The sequence below is a fragment of the Alteromonas sp. McT4-15 genome (assembly GCF_020515205.1).
Lineage (GTDB): Bacteria > Pseudomonadota > Gammaproteobacteria > Enterobacterales > Alteromonadaceae > Alteromonas.
This window is the reverse complement of the sequence record NZ_JAJALG010000024.1, coordinates 1-13596: the sequence shown is the minus strand read 5'-3', so window position 1 is coordinate 13596 and position 13596 is coordinate 1. Positions and strand designations below refer to the sequence as shown.

General features: G+C 43.8%; 14 protein-coding genes. 12 read left to right on the top strand and 2 right to left on the bottom strand.

Going from position 1 to position 13596, the window contains the following annotated elements:
* Nucleotides 1-6 precede the first annotated feature (6 nt).
* The 9 genes from LHL20_RS15050 (at nucleotide 7) to LHL20_RS15010 (ending at nucleotide 10383) form a co-directional block, all read left to right on the top strand.
* Nucleotides 7-639 carry an NADH:ubiquinone reductase (Na(+)-transporting) subunit D gene (locus tag LHL20_RS15050; RefSeq protein WP_014950795.1) on the top strand — a complete coding sequence of 211 codons (633 nt, stop codon included), beginning with the start codon at nucleotides 7-9 and terminating at the stop codon, nucleotides 637-639.
* A 3-nt stretch (nucleotides 640-642) separates the two neighbouring features.
* Nucleotides 643-1251, top strand: coding sequence for an NADH:ubiquinone reductase (Na(+)-transporting) subunit E (gene nqrE, locus LHL20_RS15045; RefSeq protein WP_014950794.1), 609 nt, complete (start codon nucleotides 643-645; stop codon nucleotides 1249-1251).
* A 19-nt stretch (nucleotides 1252-1270) separates the two neighbouring features.
* Nucleotides 1271-2503, top strand: a complete 1233-nt coding sequence (nqrF, locus tag LHL20_RS15040; protein ID WP_202262536.1) for an NADH:ubiquinone reductase (Na(+)-transporting) subunit F — start codon at nucleotides 1271-1273, stop codon at nucleotides 2501-2503.
* A gap of 126 nt (nucleotides 2504-2629) precedes the next feature.
* Nucleotides 2630-3670 (top strand): FAD:protein FMN transferase, encoded by a 1041-nt coding sequence (locus LHL20_RS15035; RefSeq protein WP_226433890.1) that lies wholly within the window; start codon nucleotides 2630-2632, stop codon nucleotides 3668-3670.
* A gap of 9 nt (nucleotides 3671-3679) precedes the next feature.
* Entirely contained in the window at nucleotides 3680-3913 is a 234-nt protein-coding gene (gene nqrM / locus LHL20_RS15030; RefSeq protein WP_159627761.1) for a (Na+)-NQR maturation NqrM, read from the top strand.
* A gap of 305 nt (nucleotides 3914-4218) precedes the next feature.
* Nucleotides 4219-7803 (top strand): FG-GAP repeat domain-containing protein, encoded by a 3585-nt coding sequence (locus LHL20_RS15025; RefSeq protein WP_226433889.1) that lies wholly within the window; start codon nucleotides 4219-4221, stop codon nucleotides 7801-7803.
* A 280-nt stretch (nucleotides 7804-8083) separates the two neighbouring features.
* Nucleotides 8084-9154: a DNA polymerase IV gene (gene dinB / locus LHL20_RS15020; protein WP_226433888.1), complete on the top strand. Its 1071-nt coding sequence runs from the start codon at nucleotides 8084-8086 to the stop codon at nucleotides 9152-9154.
* A gap of 31 nt (nucleotides 9155-9185) precedes the next feature.
* Nucleotides 9186-9434 (top strand): DUF1653 domain-containing protein, encoded by a 249-nt coding sequence (locus tag LHL20_RS15015; RefSeq protein ID WP_159627765.1) that lies wholly within the window; start codon nucleotides 9186-9188, stop codon nucleotides 9432-9434.
* Between the two features lie 73 nt (nucleotides 9435-9507).
* Nucleotides 9508-10383, top strand: a complete 876-nt coding sequence (locus tag LHL20_RS15010) for an MBL fold metallo-hydrolase (RefSeq protein ID WP_226433887.1) — start codon at nucleotides 9508-9510, stop codon at nucleotides 10381-10383.
* 93 nt (nucleotides 10384-10476) lie between these two features.
* Here the strand turns inward: LHL20_RS15010 and LHL20_RS15005 are convergent, their stop codons facing one another.
* Both LHL20_RS15005 and LHL20_RS15000 read right to left on the bottom strand, forming a co-directional pair.
* On the bottom strand, nucleotides 10477-10695 hold the full coding sequence (locus tag LHL20_RS15005) for a VF530 family DNA-binding protein (RefSeq protein ID WP_226433886.1): 219 nt from the start codon (nucleotides 10693-10695) through the stop codon (nucleotides 10477-10479).
* A 99-nt stretch (nucleotides 10696-10794) separates the two neighbouring features.
* On the bottom strand, nucleotides 10795-11529 hold the full coding sequence (locus LHL20_RS15000; RefSeq protein ID WP_226433885.1) for a helix-turn-helix domain-containing protein: 735 nt from the start codon (nucleotides 11527-11529) through the stop codon (nucleotides 10795-10797).
* A 133-nt stretch (nucleotides 11530-11662) separates the two neighbouring features.
* Here LHL20_RS15000 and LHL20_RS14995 point away from each other — a divergent pair, with 133 nt between their 5' ends.
* Genes LHL20_RS14995 through yiaA form a run of 3 tightly spaced genes read left to right on the top strand, consistent with a single transcriptional unit; the run spans nucleotide 11663 to nucleotide 13362 of the window.
* A complete protein-coding gene (locus tag LHL20_RS14995; protein WP_226433884.1) occupies nucleotides 11663-12037 on the top strand; it encodes a hypothetical protein in 375 nt (124 codons plus the stop codon).
* An 8-nt stretch (nucleotides 12038-12045) separates the two neighbouring features.
* Complete coding sequence (locus LHL20_RS14990; protein ID WP_226433883.1) at nucleotides 12046-12846, top strand: DUF2145 domain-containing protein; 801 nt, start codon at nucleotides 12046-12048, stop codon at nucleotides 12844-12846.
* Between the two features lie 9 nt (nucleotides 12847-12855).
* Nucleotides 12856-13362, top strand: a complete 507-nt coding sequence (yiaA, locus tag LHL20_RS14985) for an inner membrane protein YiaA (RefSeq protein WP_201284025.1) — start codon at nucleotides 12856-12858, stop codon at nucleotides 13360-13362.
* Nucleotides 13363-13596: the final 234 nt, after the last annotated feature.

Sequence of the window (13596 nt, the reverse complement as noted above, 5' to 3'; positions counted from 1 at the left end):
AGTCTCATGGCAGATACTAAAGAAATGAAAAAGGCCCTCTTTGGGCCAATTCTGGACAACAACCCGATCGCCCTTCAGGTACTAGGGATTTGTTCAGCACTTGCTATTACAACCAAGTTGGAAACAGCGTTGGTAATGTCGCTTGCGCTTACTAGCGTTGTAGCGTTCTCAAACTTGTTTATTTCACTAATTCGTAACCAGATCCCATCTAGCGTTCGAATTATTATCCAGATGACCATCATTGCGTCGTTGGTAATCGTTGTTGACCAAATTCTGAAAGCCTATTCGTATGAAATATCGAAGCAGCTGTCGGTATTCGTTGGTCTGATAATCACGAACTGTATCGTAATGGGTCGTGCAGAAGCCTATGCCATGAAGAGCCCACCTCTGATGAGCTTCCTTGATGGTATTGGTAACGGCTTGGGTTACTCTTTCATTCTAATTGTTATCGGTACAATTAAAGAGCTATTTGGTTTCGGTACTATCTTAGGTTTCGAAATTCTTCCACTGGTTCAAAACGGTGGTTGGTATCAGGGTAACGGTTTGTTAATCCTACCATTCAGCTCATTCTTCTTAATCGGCGGTATGATTTGGTTTATCCGTACTATCCGTCCAGAGCAAGTTGAGCCTAAGGAGTAAGTCATGGAACATTATTTGTCGTTATTTGTTCGCTCAATCTTCGTTGAGAACATGGCGTTGTCACTATTCTTGGGTATGTGTACCTTCCTTGCGGTATCTAAGAAAGTTAAAACTGCTATGGGTCTTGGTGTTGCCGTTATCGTAGTACTAGGTATTTCTGTACCGGTTAACCAAGTTATTTATGTAAACATTCTTGCACCTGGCGCATTGGCTTGGGCAGGTTTCCCTGAAGCTGACCTAAGCTTCCTTAACTTCCTAACGTTTATCGGTGTTATCGCTGCATTGGTTCAGATTCTAGAGATGAGCTTAGACAAGTTCTTCCCAGCGCTTTATAACGCACTAGGTATCTTCCTTCCGCTAATTACTGTTAACTGTGCGATCTTCGGTGGTGTAGCGTTTGCGGTTCAACGTGAATACAACTTTACTGAAAGCATCGTATACGGCGTAGGTAGTGGTATGGGCTGGGCACTAGCAATTGTATTGCTAGCGGCAGTACGTGAAAAACTGAAGTATGCCGATATGCCTGATGGTGTTCGTGGTCTGGGTTCTGTATTCATGATCGCGGGTCTAATGGCCCTTGGCTTCCAGTCTTTCACTGGTATTCAGCTGTAATAAGCTCGGGAGCATCTAAATGAATAATGTAGAAATATTTCTTGGCGTCGGCATGTTCATTGCCATTGTATTGGCGCTAGTATTTATAATTATGTTTGCTAAGTCTAAGCTGGTACCAACTGGTGATGTAACTATCACTATTAATGGTGACCCAGACAAAGCAATTAAAACTGCACCGGGTGGCAAGCTACTAGGTGCACTAGCAGACGCAGGTTTCTTCGTATCATCAGCATGTGGTGGCGGTGGTTCATGTGGTCAGTGTCGTGTAGACGTACATTCTGGTGGTGGTGAGATTCTACCTACAGAGCTTGACCACATCACTAAAGGTGAAGCACGCGAAGGTTGTCGTCTTTCATGTCAGGTTGCCGTTAAGCAAGACATGGAAATCGAACTTGAAGAGTCTGTATTTGGTGTTAAGAAGTGGGATTGTGAAGTTATCTCTAACGATAACAAAGCAACGTTCATCAAAGAACTTAAGCTTAAAATTCCAAATGGCGAGAGCGTTCCATTCCGTGCGGGTGGTTACATTCAAATTGAAGCGCCTGCGCACCACGTTAAGTACAAAGAGTTCGATATTCCTGAAGAATATCGTGGCGACTGGGAGCGTTTCGGCTTCTTTGATATTGAGTCTAAAGTTGACGAAGAAACAATTCGTGCATACTCAATGGCGAACTACCCAGAAGAAGAAGGCATTATCATGCTGAACGTGCGTATCGCTACGCCGCCGCCTAATAACCTAAGCCTACCTGCAGGTAAGATGTCATCGTACATCTGGAGCCTGAAAGAAGGTGATAAAGCGACTATCTCTGGTCCATTTGGTGAATTCTTCGCTAAAGACACTGATGCAGAAATGGTATTCGTTGGTGGTGGTGCAGGTATGGCGCCAATGCGTTCACATATCTTCGACCAACTTCGTCGTCTTAAGTCTGACCGTAAGATCAGCTTCTGGTACGGTGCTCGTTCACTTCGCGAAATGTTCTACGTAGAAGATTTCGATGAACTAGCAGCAGAGAATGATAACTTTGAATGGCATGTAGCACTTTCAGATCCTCAGCCAGAGGACAACTGGGAAGGCTATACAGGGTTTATTCACCAAGTTCTTCTAGAGAACTACTTGAAAGATCACCCTGCGCCAGAAGACTGTGAGTTCTACATGTGTGGACCACCTATGATGAACGCAGCCGTTATCAACATGCTTAAAGATTTAGGTGTTGAAGACGAAAACATCATGCTAGATGACTTCGGTGGTTAATCTACTGTTTACAACTAGTATTTAAGAATAATAAAAAGGGGCGCAAGCCCCTTTTTTATTCAAGTTGATCCAAAGCCCCATAAGGGTAGGGTCTAAGCTGTATGGAAATGAATTAAGGACAACAACGTGGTTCGATTTGCTTTGCGAATTTTTTTGGCAGTAGTCGCCATTGGTATCTTGTTGCTTGCCAGCTGCAGTGATGAGCAGCGCCCAGTGGTGCATCTGCAAGGGCAAACAATGGGGACAACCTATAACGTTAAATACCTTGTTGATGAAAAAGAGACAGACGGCGTAGATGCCAATGCACTGCAAGCTGAAATAGATGCGCGCTTGGTGGACGTGAACAAAATGATGTCTACGTATGATCCAACGTCAGAGCTGTCTCGCTTTAATCAATATCGCTATACCGATAATTTTGCAGTATCGCCAGATACATTGGTGGTAGTGAACGAAGCGCTACGCCTTGCTCGTTTAAGTGGCGGCGTTCTTGATGTTACCGTTGGACCTTTAGTCAATTTGTGGGGTTTTGGCCCTACAAAGCGGCCTGAAAAGGTGCCTACACAAGCTGATATTGACGAGATAGCAGATTATGTGGGCTATGCGAAACTTTCTACCACGCCAACCGGTCTTAAGAAGTCACACCCTATGCTTTACGTCGACCTATCGACCATTGCTAAGGGCTTTGGTGTTGACGAAGTTGCTGAAATATTGGAACAACGTGGTATTGAAGACTACCTTGTTGAGATAGGCGGAGAAATGCGCGTACGCGGCGAGCGTGGTGATGGAAGTGAATGGCTTATAGCAATAGAAAAGCCGGTTACTACTGAACGTGCGGTGCAAAAAGTTGTGTCTATTGGGACTAATGCAGTAGCGACATCGGGCGATTATCGTAACTATTACGAAGAAGATGGAAAGCGCTATTCGCATTTGATCGATCCAACGACGGGTTCGCCTATTTCACACAACTTAGTGTCGGTGACTGTGGTTCACCCGTCGTCAATGACGGCTGATGGTCTTGCGACTGCCTTCAACGTGATGGGCTGGGAGCAGGCTATTGCCATTGCGGAACAAGAACAACTTGCTGTTTTTCTCATTCGTCGCACAGCAGATGGTTTTGACGAGTATGCATCGCCAGAATTTGATAAACTGGTGACAGTTCATAATTAGGGGGTAGCAATGTCTACATTCATTCTTGCGTTTGGTTTCTTTCTTGCCATGGTTTTAGCAATGGCGGTAGGTTACTTGGTACAGAAGAAATCTATTTCTGGTAGCTGCGGTGGCCTTGGCGCGCTTGGTATAGAAAAGGCGTGTGATTGCCCTGAACCATGCGATCGCAAAAAGATGCGTATGGAAAAAGAAGAAGCGCGTCAGAAAAAGCTAAACGAATGGAAGCAAAATCAAATTTTGTAACGTTTCTTGCAATATAAACTATCTATTTAAAAGCGCTGTTTGAGTAAATCGACGGCGCTTTTTTGTTTCCGAAAGGCAAACACATTCCATGGAATCGGGACAGGTAATTCGAGTCAACTTTAGGTTTGCTTTATGGATCGCGAATTAAAGGATAGTTATCATTTACAAATGAGCCGACGAGAAGCTTTTTTAATGCGGGCTCTTCACTTTACTTAGCCCATATTTCGTTGCTCCACATTTGTATTTGGGTTAAATTTAGGCCACATAAAAATCCAATACCATTTATAAAACATCAAGGAAGAGCTATGACACCCAGTGTACGTATCGGGATCTTCAGTATAATCGCATTATCCTTAGCTGCATGTGGCGGCGGAGGGTCGGATTCTGGGGGGCCGGTAAACGGAGGCTCTTCTTCGGTTTCGTCATCTACAATCATCAAAAACGCGAAAGACTACGACGCGTCTCAACTCAATACTGCTGCAAGGGCAATTGCAAACGCCCAGTACACAGGCAAAACAGCCAATGCGGAAGTAGAACTAGAATTGGTTCAACAAGTCTTTAATTTATTATTTAATGATTCTGTCACGACAGTGCCAGAACTGGCAGAACAGGATTTTTCTAATGACGTGAACGGCGGCACAATTAAAAAAACCTATTCCTGTGATCAAGGCGGTAGTGTTACTTATGACGGTAAGTTGTCCAGTACCCTCACAGGGACCATCGCTATGGATTACCAAAACTGCTGGTTATCCAGCAATGGCGTTGCTATTACCGGTTCAACGGCTATTGTCATTGAAAGCGTGTCAGAGAGCGCTGTGAAATACAGTATGTATTTCGACAGTCTTACCTGGACTAACGAAGATATACCTCATACGTTGTCAGGCGTCGTCTCAATCGATGAAGGCTTCAACGAAACTAACAGTAGCTATCACTCAGACACCAGCCAATATATCGCGTTTACTATTGGCTCAGAGCAATATAAATTAATGGGGAATTACAACATATCTGATTCGCCCAATGAAAGCGTTAACCATGCTGAATTTGACTTTTATGTTGGCTCTAAAGGTAAACTAGCCGTCGAAGCAGAGTCCCCTGAGTATTTATGGCCTTACATGTCTGTGGGGGAGGTAGTTGTAGCGGGTGATAAAACTGCAACCTTACTTTTCGAACAAGGCATTATTCGTTATTTAGAAGATACAGATAACGACGGTACCTACGACGTAGGTACATTTATAGTTGAAGCCTATGAATTAATTCGTGGTAACCTTGCAGATAGATTACTTGTCGCTATTGCTGACATGTCCATCCCACCAACTGTCTATGCACCTGATTTTTACGCCTGGGACACAGTGGACACGACGACACCTATTACTGTCAGTCCCGGCTATTATTATGATAGCGATACAGAAGACGAAGATTTATCGGTCAGTTTCCGCTGGTATCTAAATGGTAGCTTAGTAGAAGACGTTACAGGGGATACCTTTCCAGCCTACCGCGCTGTATTTAACGATGTAGTAGAAGTGTCTATGGTCGTCTCAGATAGCGCGAATATTGTAGAGTCAGGACGCATTTCAATTACTCTGTCGGATGCCCCAGCACAGGTCGCGTTTGAAAACTTACCTGATTCAGTGTCTCCTGGAGAATATATCGAATTCAGAGCAATTGTGTCTGACCCTGACCTTGGCGACAATCAAGGTGTTCCCACTTTAGTGTCAGCGCCTTCAGGAGCAACTATTAATGAAGACGGATTAATTTCTTGGCAGGCGCCGAGCAATCAGTTGTTTAAAACCCAGCATTACGCATTTGCTTTTTCGACAGGTGAAGACGGTGCTGAAGTTGTCAAAACCCATGTTTCAGTGACTAACTATGAAGTACAAGAGTTAGCACGTTCGGGTGTTGAAGTGCCTAAAATAAACAATTCAATGGTAATTGGTGATTTCGACCACGACGGTGAAAATGAAGTTCTCTCTACCGATTCTCAAAACCGTGTGTTCTTGCTGTCTTATCAAAACGGCAGCTATAACCAAACCTGGATGTATCCCTATATAATCGAGCAAGGTGGAACAGTTAAGCAAGTTCTCAGTACCGATTTTGATAACGACGATTATCCCGATATTATTGTGATATCTCAACACAGCGTATCTGTGATTACCGACGTTGACGAAACGGCAACCACGCTTCTTACTACCGACAATTACATACATAGTGCTGTTCTCGGCGATATTGATAACGATGGTGACGACGAATTGGCCTATTTGTACTCGTCAAGTGACTATGGTGAAGCCAGTGATATTGTTGTCGTTGATCTCGGTTCGCCCGAATCGCCGTTGTTCACTTTCACCGCAGAAGACAGCTACGAAATTGCACTGGGTAACGTAGACTCCGACGCTCAGTTAGAATTAGTTACAAATTCTGGTTTGGTCTATGACCTTGAATCTGGAGAAAACCAGTGGTTTTTGAATTCAGGATTTAGTACTAGCCACATTGCTGTTGCCGACATAAATGGCGACGGTATTGAAGAAATTGTAGGGGCAGACAGTTGGTCTTACATTTATGTGTACTCAGCACAGAACAAATCTCAGATTACGAGTATTGAGAATTTTAACACTTGTGACATTAGTTCAGGGAAACTGACCGAGGATAGTACTCCCGTGTTGCTTGTAGGTGACTGCCAGTGGGGCAATATTCACGCCATGAAGCTGTCTAATAACACGCTCACTTCTGTATTTAGCGTTGATATGGTTGATCACGGTTCGTCTTCGCTAACCCTTGGCGATGCCGACAATGATGGCCTTAATGAACTATTGTGGGGCACTGGCACTACACATTCTGGCGAGGATTTACTCGTAACGGCAGATGTCACGGCAACTTCTGCAACAATAAAAACAACAGCAACCACGCATCAATTAGATAGCTTTAATGCGGCTGGGTGGGCTGATTTGTATCCTGGTGATGAACGCGCAGTTTTCTTCGTGCCAAGTACCGGTAACGGTTATGATGGCTCCAAGGTCTTACTAATGGAGAACACGGGGAATTACATCACTAGTGAAGAGATTTCTTCTAACTGGGATGGTTCTCGTATTGCTGTCACTACCGACTACAACAATGACGGTGCCGGCGATTTATTCCTACCTACTGCACAAACCTATGATGGCGCATTTGCTGCAATGCAGTTAAATGACTTCTCTATTCAATATGAGATTACCGGTAGCTATTCAAATGATGTTTCAGTTATCAAGGCGTTCGACTTCAATAACGATGGTTTTGAAGATGCTGTCTATGTTGATGGTCGCACGTTAAAAGCTATCGACGTAAACAATCAAGTTATCTTGGCGACTTACACAATGACTCAATATTTCCGTGATTTTGATATTGTGGCAATGAATGGCAATGTGTATGTGGCACTGTCTCAAGGCAACGACATAACACAAATACTTAAGCCAACAGCGTCAGGCTTTTCTATTCAGGCAAGTGCGGATATTTCTTGCGCGCGTCTTACCTTTGTTAATGCAGATAGTGACGCTGCCTCGGAGCTAGCTTGTTATAACGATCAAAACCAATCCTTGGTTATGTATGAAGTAACTGACACCAGTTTGACTAAAACATCAGACGTTTCGGTAAGTATGGATATCGTCGACATGGCAGCAAATCCAGTAACCGCCACAGAACAGACACTTCTTGTGACGTCTGCGAATGACGATGATTGGGAGTATTACGGTACTTCTGAACTCAGCGAAATGACGGTTGAAGGCATTAGTATTTGGAAAAGCCCTGCGTTAATTGGTTCGGCTCGCAGTCACTCTCTACATGCGAGAAAATCTGCTGAGGGAAGCCTAGAAGTGATGATGGCAACATCTCGGGCGATGTACTGGTTAGGCCGAGTTGATTAAGTCGCTCTGCTTACGTTAATTTTTATACTTTTATAGGCGATTTTATAATTGAACGGCGACACATCAACCTTGGTGTGTCGCCGTTTTTTATTGAAGACTCTCGTTTTGTCGACCTGCCAAATAAAATGCATTCGTTTACTTTCCTGCCTTTTATATGGGGCGAGGGACCCGTTAACCACACCAATATTTCATAACGAGATAGTGTAATTAAACGCTATTGATAATATACTGTCTATTTGTACAGTTTTACGCAATATGGCGTTAATAGCAAAGGCAGGTTATGCGAAAAATTATCCACGTCGACATGGATTGTTTTTATGCCGCAGTTGAAATGCGCGATAACCCAGCGCTGCGTGATATTCCCATCGCCATTGGGGGGAGCTCCGACAGGCGCGGTGTTATCTCTACCTGCAACTACCCCGCACGTAAATTTGGTGTGCGCTCTGCTATGGCCACGGCTTATGCCATGAAATTGTGCCCAAACCTTACTTTGGTAAAGGGACGAATGGAGGTCTACGCCAATGAGTCACAGAAAATACGTAAGATTTTTTCCGACTACACAGACCTAATAGAGCCATTATCTCTAGATGAAGCCTATCTTGATGTTACTAACAGTCAGTTTTGTGGTGGTAGTGCCACGTTGATGGCAGAGGAGATAAGAGCACGTATTAAGAGTGAGTTGGGACTTACCGCCTCTGCGGGGGTAGCGCCTTGCAAATTCGTTGCAAAGGTTGCCAGTGATGAAAACAAGCCTGATGGAATTTGTGTGATAACTCCTGAAAAGCTTGATGCGTTCGTTCGTGAAATGCCGCTTAAAAAGATCCCCGGTGTGGGCAAAGTCACTATGCAAAAACTTCAAAGGCTCGGTCTGACTACCTGCAACGATGTCAGGCAGTATCCTTTTGAGCGCATTCAGAAAGAGCTGGGTAAGTTTGGTAGTGTGTTGTGGGAACGTGCACATGGCATTGATGATCGCGAGTTGTCGGTGTCAAGAGAGCGAAAATCGATAGGCGTAGAACGTACCTTGAGCGAGGATATCCACACTCTAGAGCAGTGTAAGGCCTATTTGCCTCATTTACTTGAAAAGCTTGAGCAGCGTATGGAAAATCACAGCAAACGCACGGGCAAACCCGTACGTTTGCGAACTCAGGGCGTAAAGCTAAAATTTAACGACTTTCAATTGACGACAGTAGAACATCGTCAAGCATCGCTTAATGAGCGTTACTTTCATGAGTTGATGGAAGAAGCGTTTGAACGGGCTAATGGACGCGGGATCCGCTTAGTGGGTCTTCATATTGGACTTGCCGCACAGCACGCAACACAGCAACTTACATTGCCTTTTGATTTCTAAGCATACCAACAACTATTTATTGGACTTTAAAATGAATCACACACAGTTAATTACGCCAGGCCGCTACAAACACTATAAAGGTAATTTGTACGATGTATACGAGGTTGCCACGCATTCTGAGGATGAAACTAAACTTGTTGTTTATAGACCCTGCTATGGTGAACGAGCATTGTGGGTAAGGCCACTGGACATGTTTATTGAAACGGTTGACCGAGATGGTGAAACATTACCGCGGTTTGCCTACGTGGGAGATATACCTAATGACGAAAAAATGATCTAATTTTGAAATTAGGTCATAGTGTAGAAGGTCTTATTTAAGAATAATAATACGCCCATAACACAAGGAATAACTCATGCACTCTGCAATTCGTTCACGTTCACTCATATTGGCGGCATTGGTGGCCATATCTCCTTTGAATCAAGCTTTCGCGCAAGATAGGTTCGCTGATGTTGAAGTAAAAGCCACTGAAGTAAGAGGGGCTGTGCATATGCTTACTGGTATGGGGGGAAATATTGGTGTTTCTGCTGGTGAAGATGGCGTACTTATTATTGATGATCAATTCGCGCCTTTGGCTGAAAAAATTGCATCTGCACTAGGTGAACTGGGCAGCGACAAGCCTAAATATGTCATCAATACACACTACCATGGTGATCACACGGGCTCTAATGCGTTTTTCCATAGTCACAAGGGGGCAACCATTTTTGCGCACGAGAATGTTCGTGTACGCTTGGCAAGTGATGAAAAAGTAAAACCTGAAGCACTGCCAACAGTAACCTATGATGAAGGCATCAAAATTTACTTCAACGGTGAAACCGTTCACGTGATGCACCTGCCAGTTGGGCATACTGATGGTGATAGCGTTGTGTGGTTTGAACAGCCTGATGTACTACACACTGGCGATTTATTCTTTAACGGTATGTTTCCTTATATTGACCAAGGCGCGGGTGGTAACGTCGAGGGATATATGGAATCTGTGCAGCACTTACTTAATAAAATTGATGACGATACGGTTGTTATTCCTGGTCATGGTAAATTGAGTAACAAGAAGGAATACACCACCTTTTTGAATATGATCAGCGAAACGTTTAGCTACGTTAAATCACTCAAGCAAGATGGCAAATCCCTCGAAGAGGTCAAAGCGATGGGCTTAGACGACAAATGGGCTGACTGGAGCTGGAACTTCATTAGTGAAGAGAAGTGGATAACTACTTTGTATACCGATGCTTAAGTAGCCATCAAAGAACCTAGTGGGGTGAGCAGGTTCATTCCACGCATTGGAGCGTGTTGCTTTCCCAGACCCACAATGCAGCACGCTCGATAATTAGTTAGCGAAAGTTTGAATATAAAGTTGCTCTACTTTGTCTCGTGCCCACTGTGTTTTTCGCAAAAACTTTAGTGATGATTTCACTGAAGGGTCATTGTTAAAGCAATTTATTTTTATTCGGTAATATAAGCCCTCCCAACCATATCGTTCCTGCAGTTGAGTTACTATCTTTTCTAAGGTAACCCCGTGTAATGGGTTGTTAGGTTGCTGATCCATTATTAAATGCTGCTTTGTTGTGAATCTAAAAACAAAGTTTATCACGAAACACGTAATACACTGACATTGTCCATGAAGTATTGTGGCTTATCTCAACCTTTACCTACGCCGCATATTCTCAAAAAGCGAAGGCTCCCAAGGCCGCATTGCCATGAGTAAGCCTATATGCTGACGTTCTTCAATGGGAAGTGCGTTGTCTTCGCTACTCAGCTTGGCCGCTTCTTGGCGTAACTGTTCCAATCGGCGCTGAATAATGGCTACTGAGGATGGAGAGTAGCGACCGCGAAGATATGAGCGAAACATCCAGGGTTCATTCTTTTTTGGAGCCATGAATTTCACCATCACCTCATTTTCCATAAACTTCGCCAACGGTCCGCCTGGTATCCATCTAAAATCTTGCGCAATGAGCAACTTGTAACGGTTGTTAGGCAGTAACTCAATGAGTTTGAGTTTATCAAGCGTTGTCATTAGCTTAATACCTTCCACTTTTTCAATGTTGTAGTGGCTAATAATTTCATCAAACCGCCACCCATCTCTTACGCATACAGCAGCTAACAATAACTTAGGGTTAGCCAGCAGTTTGAGCTCTTGCTCTTCAGAGAGTTGAGATATCTTTTCTTGCTGCTTTTGCGATAACTGAAAGAGCTCACTCAATGATAGGTGCAAACATTCACAAATTTGCTCGAGCTTTTCCAATGTGAAGGCCTGAAGTGAAAAATTACGCTTTACACTGGCTTCACTGACATTGAGTGTTTGTGCAAGCTGCTTGTAGGTTATCCGCTGCTCTCGTAAACATTGTTTAAGCGTGTCATAGATCAGATTAATCTGGCTCATGGTATTAAATATTTATACTCTTGGTGTAAATTAATACTACATTAATTATTATGGTTTACGAAATTTAATCCTCTCTCTAGTGTAGGAAGTGACGAAAGCAACATTTTAGCTTTCCACCTTAGGAGTGAGTGATATGAAAAATACACCATTAACATTGATGTTAGCCGCTGCGTTGAGCAGTGCTCTTTGTGTCAACGCTGTCTATGCTGACGATTCAGTAACGCACAGTGGTAAAGCAAGTAAGCATAGCGTACTTGCTGCGTCTGAAGGCCTAGCCTCTACCGCAACAGTCGCCAGCGCAGTAGTAGCTGCCCCAATTATCGTTACCGGCAGTGTGGTTCTTGCAACGGGAAGTGTGATTGCAGAAAGCGCAGATTCGATAGCACAAAGTAGACATTCACATACAAGTAATACTCATCACAATGGTCCCTTGGTGGTCACCGAAACCATTATTACGGCAGACCCTGCGCCAAACAAAGTAAAAGTCACGACAACCACCACGCGATAGATGACGGTATGAAACGCTTTTTACTATTCATAATGGTGTTGAGTTCTGTAGCTGTTGGGCCTGTTTATGCTGGAAGTGAACAAACAGGCAAACCCAACTTTACACCTGAAGCCATAGCACAGTTTTCAAAATCGGTAGAGAGATATGCTGCCGCTGAGGGGGCAAGAGCATTTATTATTGCCAGACGTGGGCGACCCGCAGAAGATTTGCCAAATGGCATACGCTTTACACATACAGCGATTGCCATCTACTCAAACATTGAACTAGATAATGGCGATATTGCAAAGGGCTATGCCATTCACAATTTATATCAAGATGCAGATCAACCCGATATTAGCCATCTTGTTACGGATTATCCGGTCGATTTCTTCTGGGCGGCATATGCATTAGAGGCCGGGATCATCATCCCTACACAAGAAGTGCAAGAGGCACTTGTAGAAATGTATCTGCAAGATAAAGCTAAATTGTTACACAATCCGCGCTATTCGGTCATCGCTAACCCGTTCAATAGTGAACGACAAAATTGTACCGAATACACTTTAGATGTTTTGAATGCAGCAGTGTACTCAACCACTGACGTCGGGCAATTAAAAGTGAATGCAAAAGCGTACTTTGAAGCGCAAAAAGTGCATATGAGTCGAGCGAAACTTGGTTTGGCTAGCATGTTTAGCGACGGCATAACAACCCGAGATCACGGCAGAAAAATTGAAACCACTACGTTTGGCAGTCTGGCGCGCTATATGAAGAAATATGACCTTGCAAGTCATGCGGTAGTGTTTACACAAAGTGGTAAAACGGAAATTCTTTAGGAGAAAGACATGCAGCAAAGTATCAAACCAACAAAAGCATTTCGAATAGCGTCGATTGTAGCCTTAGTTGTGGGTGTAGGTGCATATTTCATTGGACTGTACAACGCGCCAATGGCACTCAATGAGAAAGGGTACTACTTCACCATTATGTTGTTTGGCCTATTCTCGGTGATCAGCTTGCAGAAAACAGTCAGAGATAAAATGGAAGGTGTTCCAAGTACCAAAGCTTACTTTTTAGCCTCAGGCGTAGCGGTAGCAAGTGCGATAGTGCTCTTGGTTATCGGGCTAATAAATGCCGAGCTACTACTTAGCGAGAAAGGATTCTTTGGTATGGCGTTTACATTAAGTTTGTTCGCCGCCATTACTGTGCAGAAAAATGTGAGAGATGGCGCTGCGCTTGAATTAAACGGCACAACCGCGCAGCACAAGCCCAAAGAAAAAATTGAAGAGGGAAAGAACGACAACTCTCGATATTTAATGGAAGTTGAGCAAACGAAGGCCAAAGTTAGCCAATAAAAAGTGTAAGACGAGATGCTAGAGCGTGTTGACCTTTGCGGTACACTTTTTGTTCATTCCAAGCGAGTATCAGGCAATGAAGGAGTTGCGTGGTTTGGTTATTCCAAATTAGCGACGAGTGAAGCCGCATGAGGTTCGCTTGGATGAACCTTTCAGGCAGCAATTGTTTAGCATTTATCCTGCGTCTGCGCACACTTATGTAGATGGCTACACGACGTGTGCACTTCCTTGTCT

Coding starts and splice junctions, on each gene's coding strand:
- nqrF (WP_202262536.1), top strand. CDS start 1,271: ATGAATAATGTAGAAATATTTCTTGGCGTCGGCATGTTCATTGCCATT.
- LHL20_RS15000 (WP_226433885.1), bottom strand. CDS start 11,529: ATGAGCCAGATTAATCTGATCTATGACACGCTTAAACAATGTTTACGA.
- nqrE (WP_014950794.1), top strand. CDS start 643: ATGGAACATTATTTGTCGTTATTTGTTCGCTCAATCTTCGTTGAGAAC.
- nqrM (WP_159627761.1), top strand. CDS start 3,680: ATGTCTACATTCATTCTTGCGTTTGGTTTCTTTCTTGCCATGGTTTTA.
- LHL20_RS15050 (WP_014950795.1), top strand. CDS start 7: ATGGCAGATACTAAAGAAATGAAAAAGGCCCTCTTTGGGCCAATTCTG.
- LHL20_RS15005 (WP_226433886.1), bottom strand. CDS start 10,695: ATGGATCAGCAACCTAACAACCCATTACACGGGGTTACCTTAGAAAAG.
- LHL20_RS15025 (WP_226433889.1), top strand. CDS start 4,219: ATGACACCCAGTGTACGTATCGGGATCTTCAGTATAATCGCATTATCC.
- LHL20_RS15010 (WP_226433887.1), top strand. CDS start 9,508: ATGCACTCTGCAATTCGTTCACGTTCACTCATATTGGCGGCATTGGTG.
- LHL20_RS14995 (WP_226433884.1), top strand. CDS start 11,663: ATGAAAAATACACCATTAACATTGATGTTAGCCGCTGCGTTGAGCAGT.
- LHL20_RS15015 (WP_159627765.1), top strand. CDS start 9,186: ATGAATCACACACAGTTAATTACGCCAGGCCGCTACAAACACTATAAA.
- LHL20_RS14990 (WP_226433883.1), top strand. CDS start 12,046: ATGAAACGCTTTTTACTATTCATAATGGTGTTGAGTTCTGTAGCTGTT.
- yiaA (WP_201284025.1), top strand. CDS start 12,856: ATGCAGCAAAGTATCAAACCAACAAAAGCATTTCGAATAGCGTCGATT.
- dinB (WP_226433888.1), top strand. CDS start 8,084: ATGCGAAAAATTATCCACGTCGACATGGATTGTTTTTATGCCGCAGTT.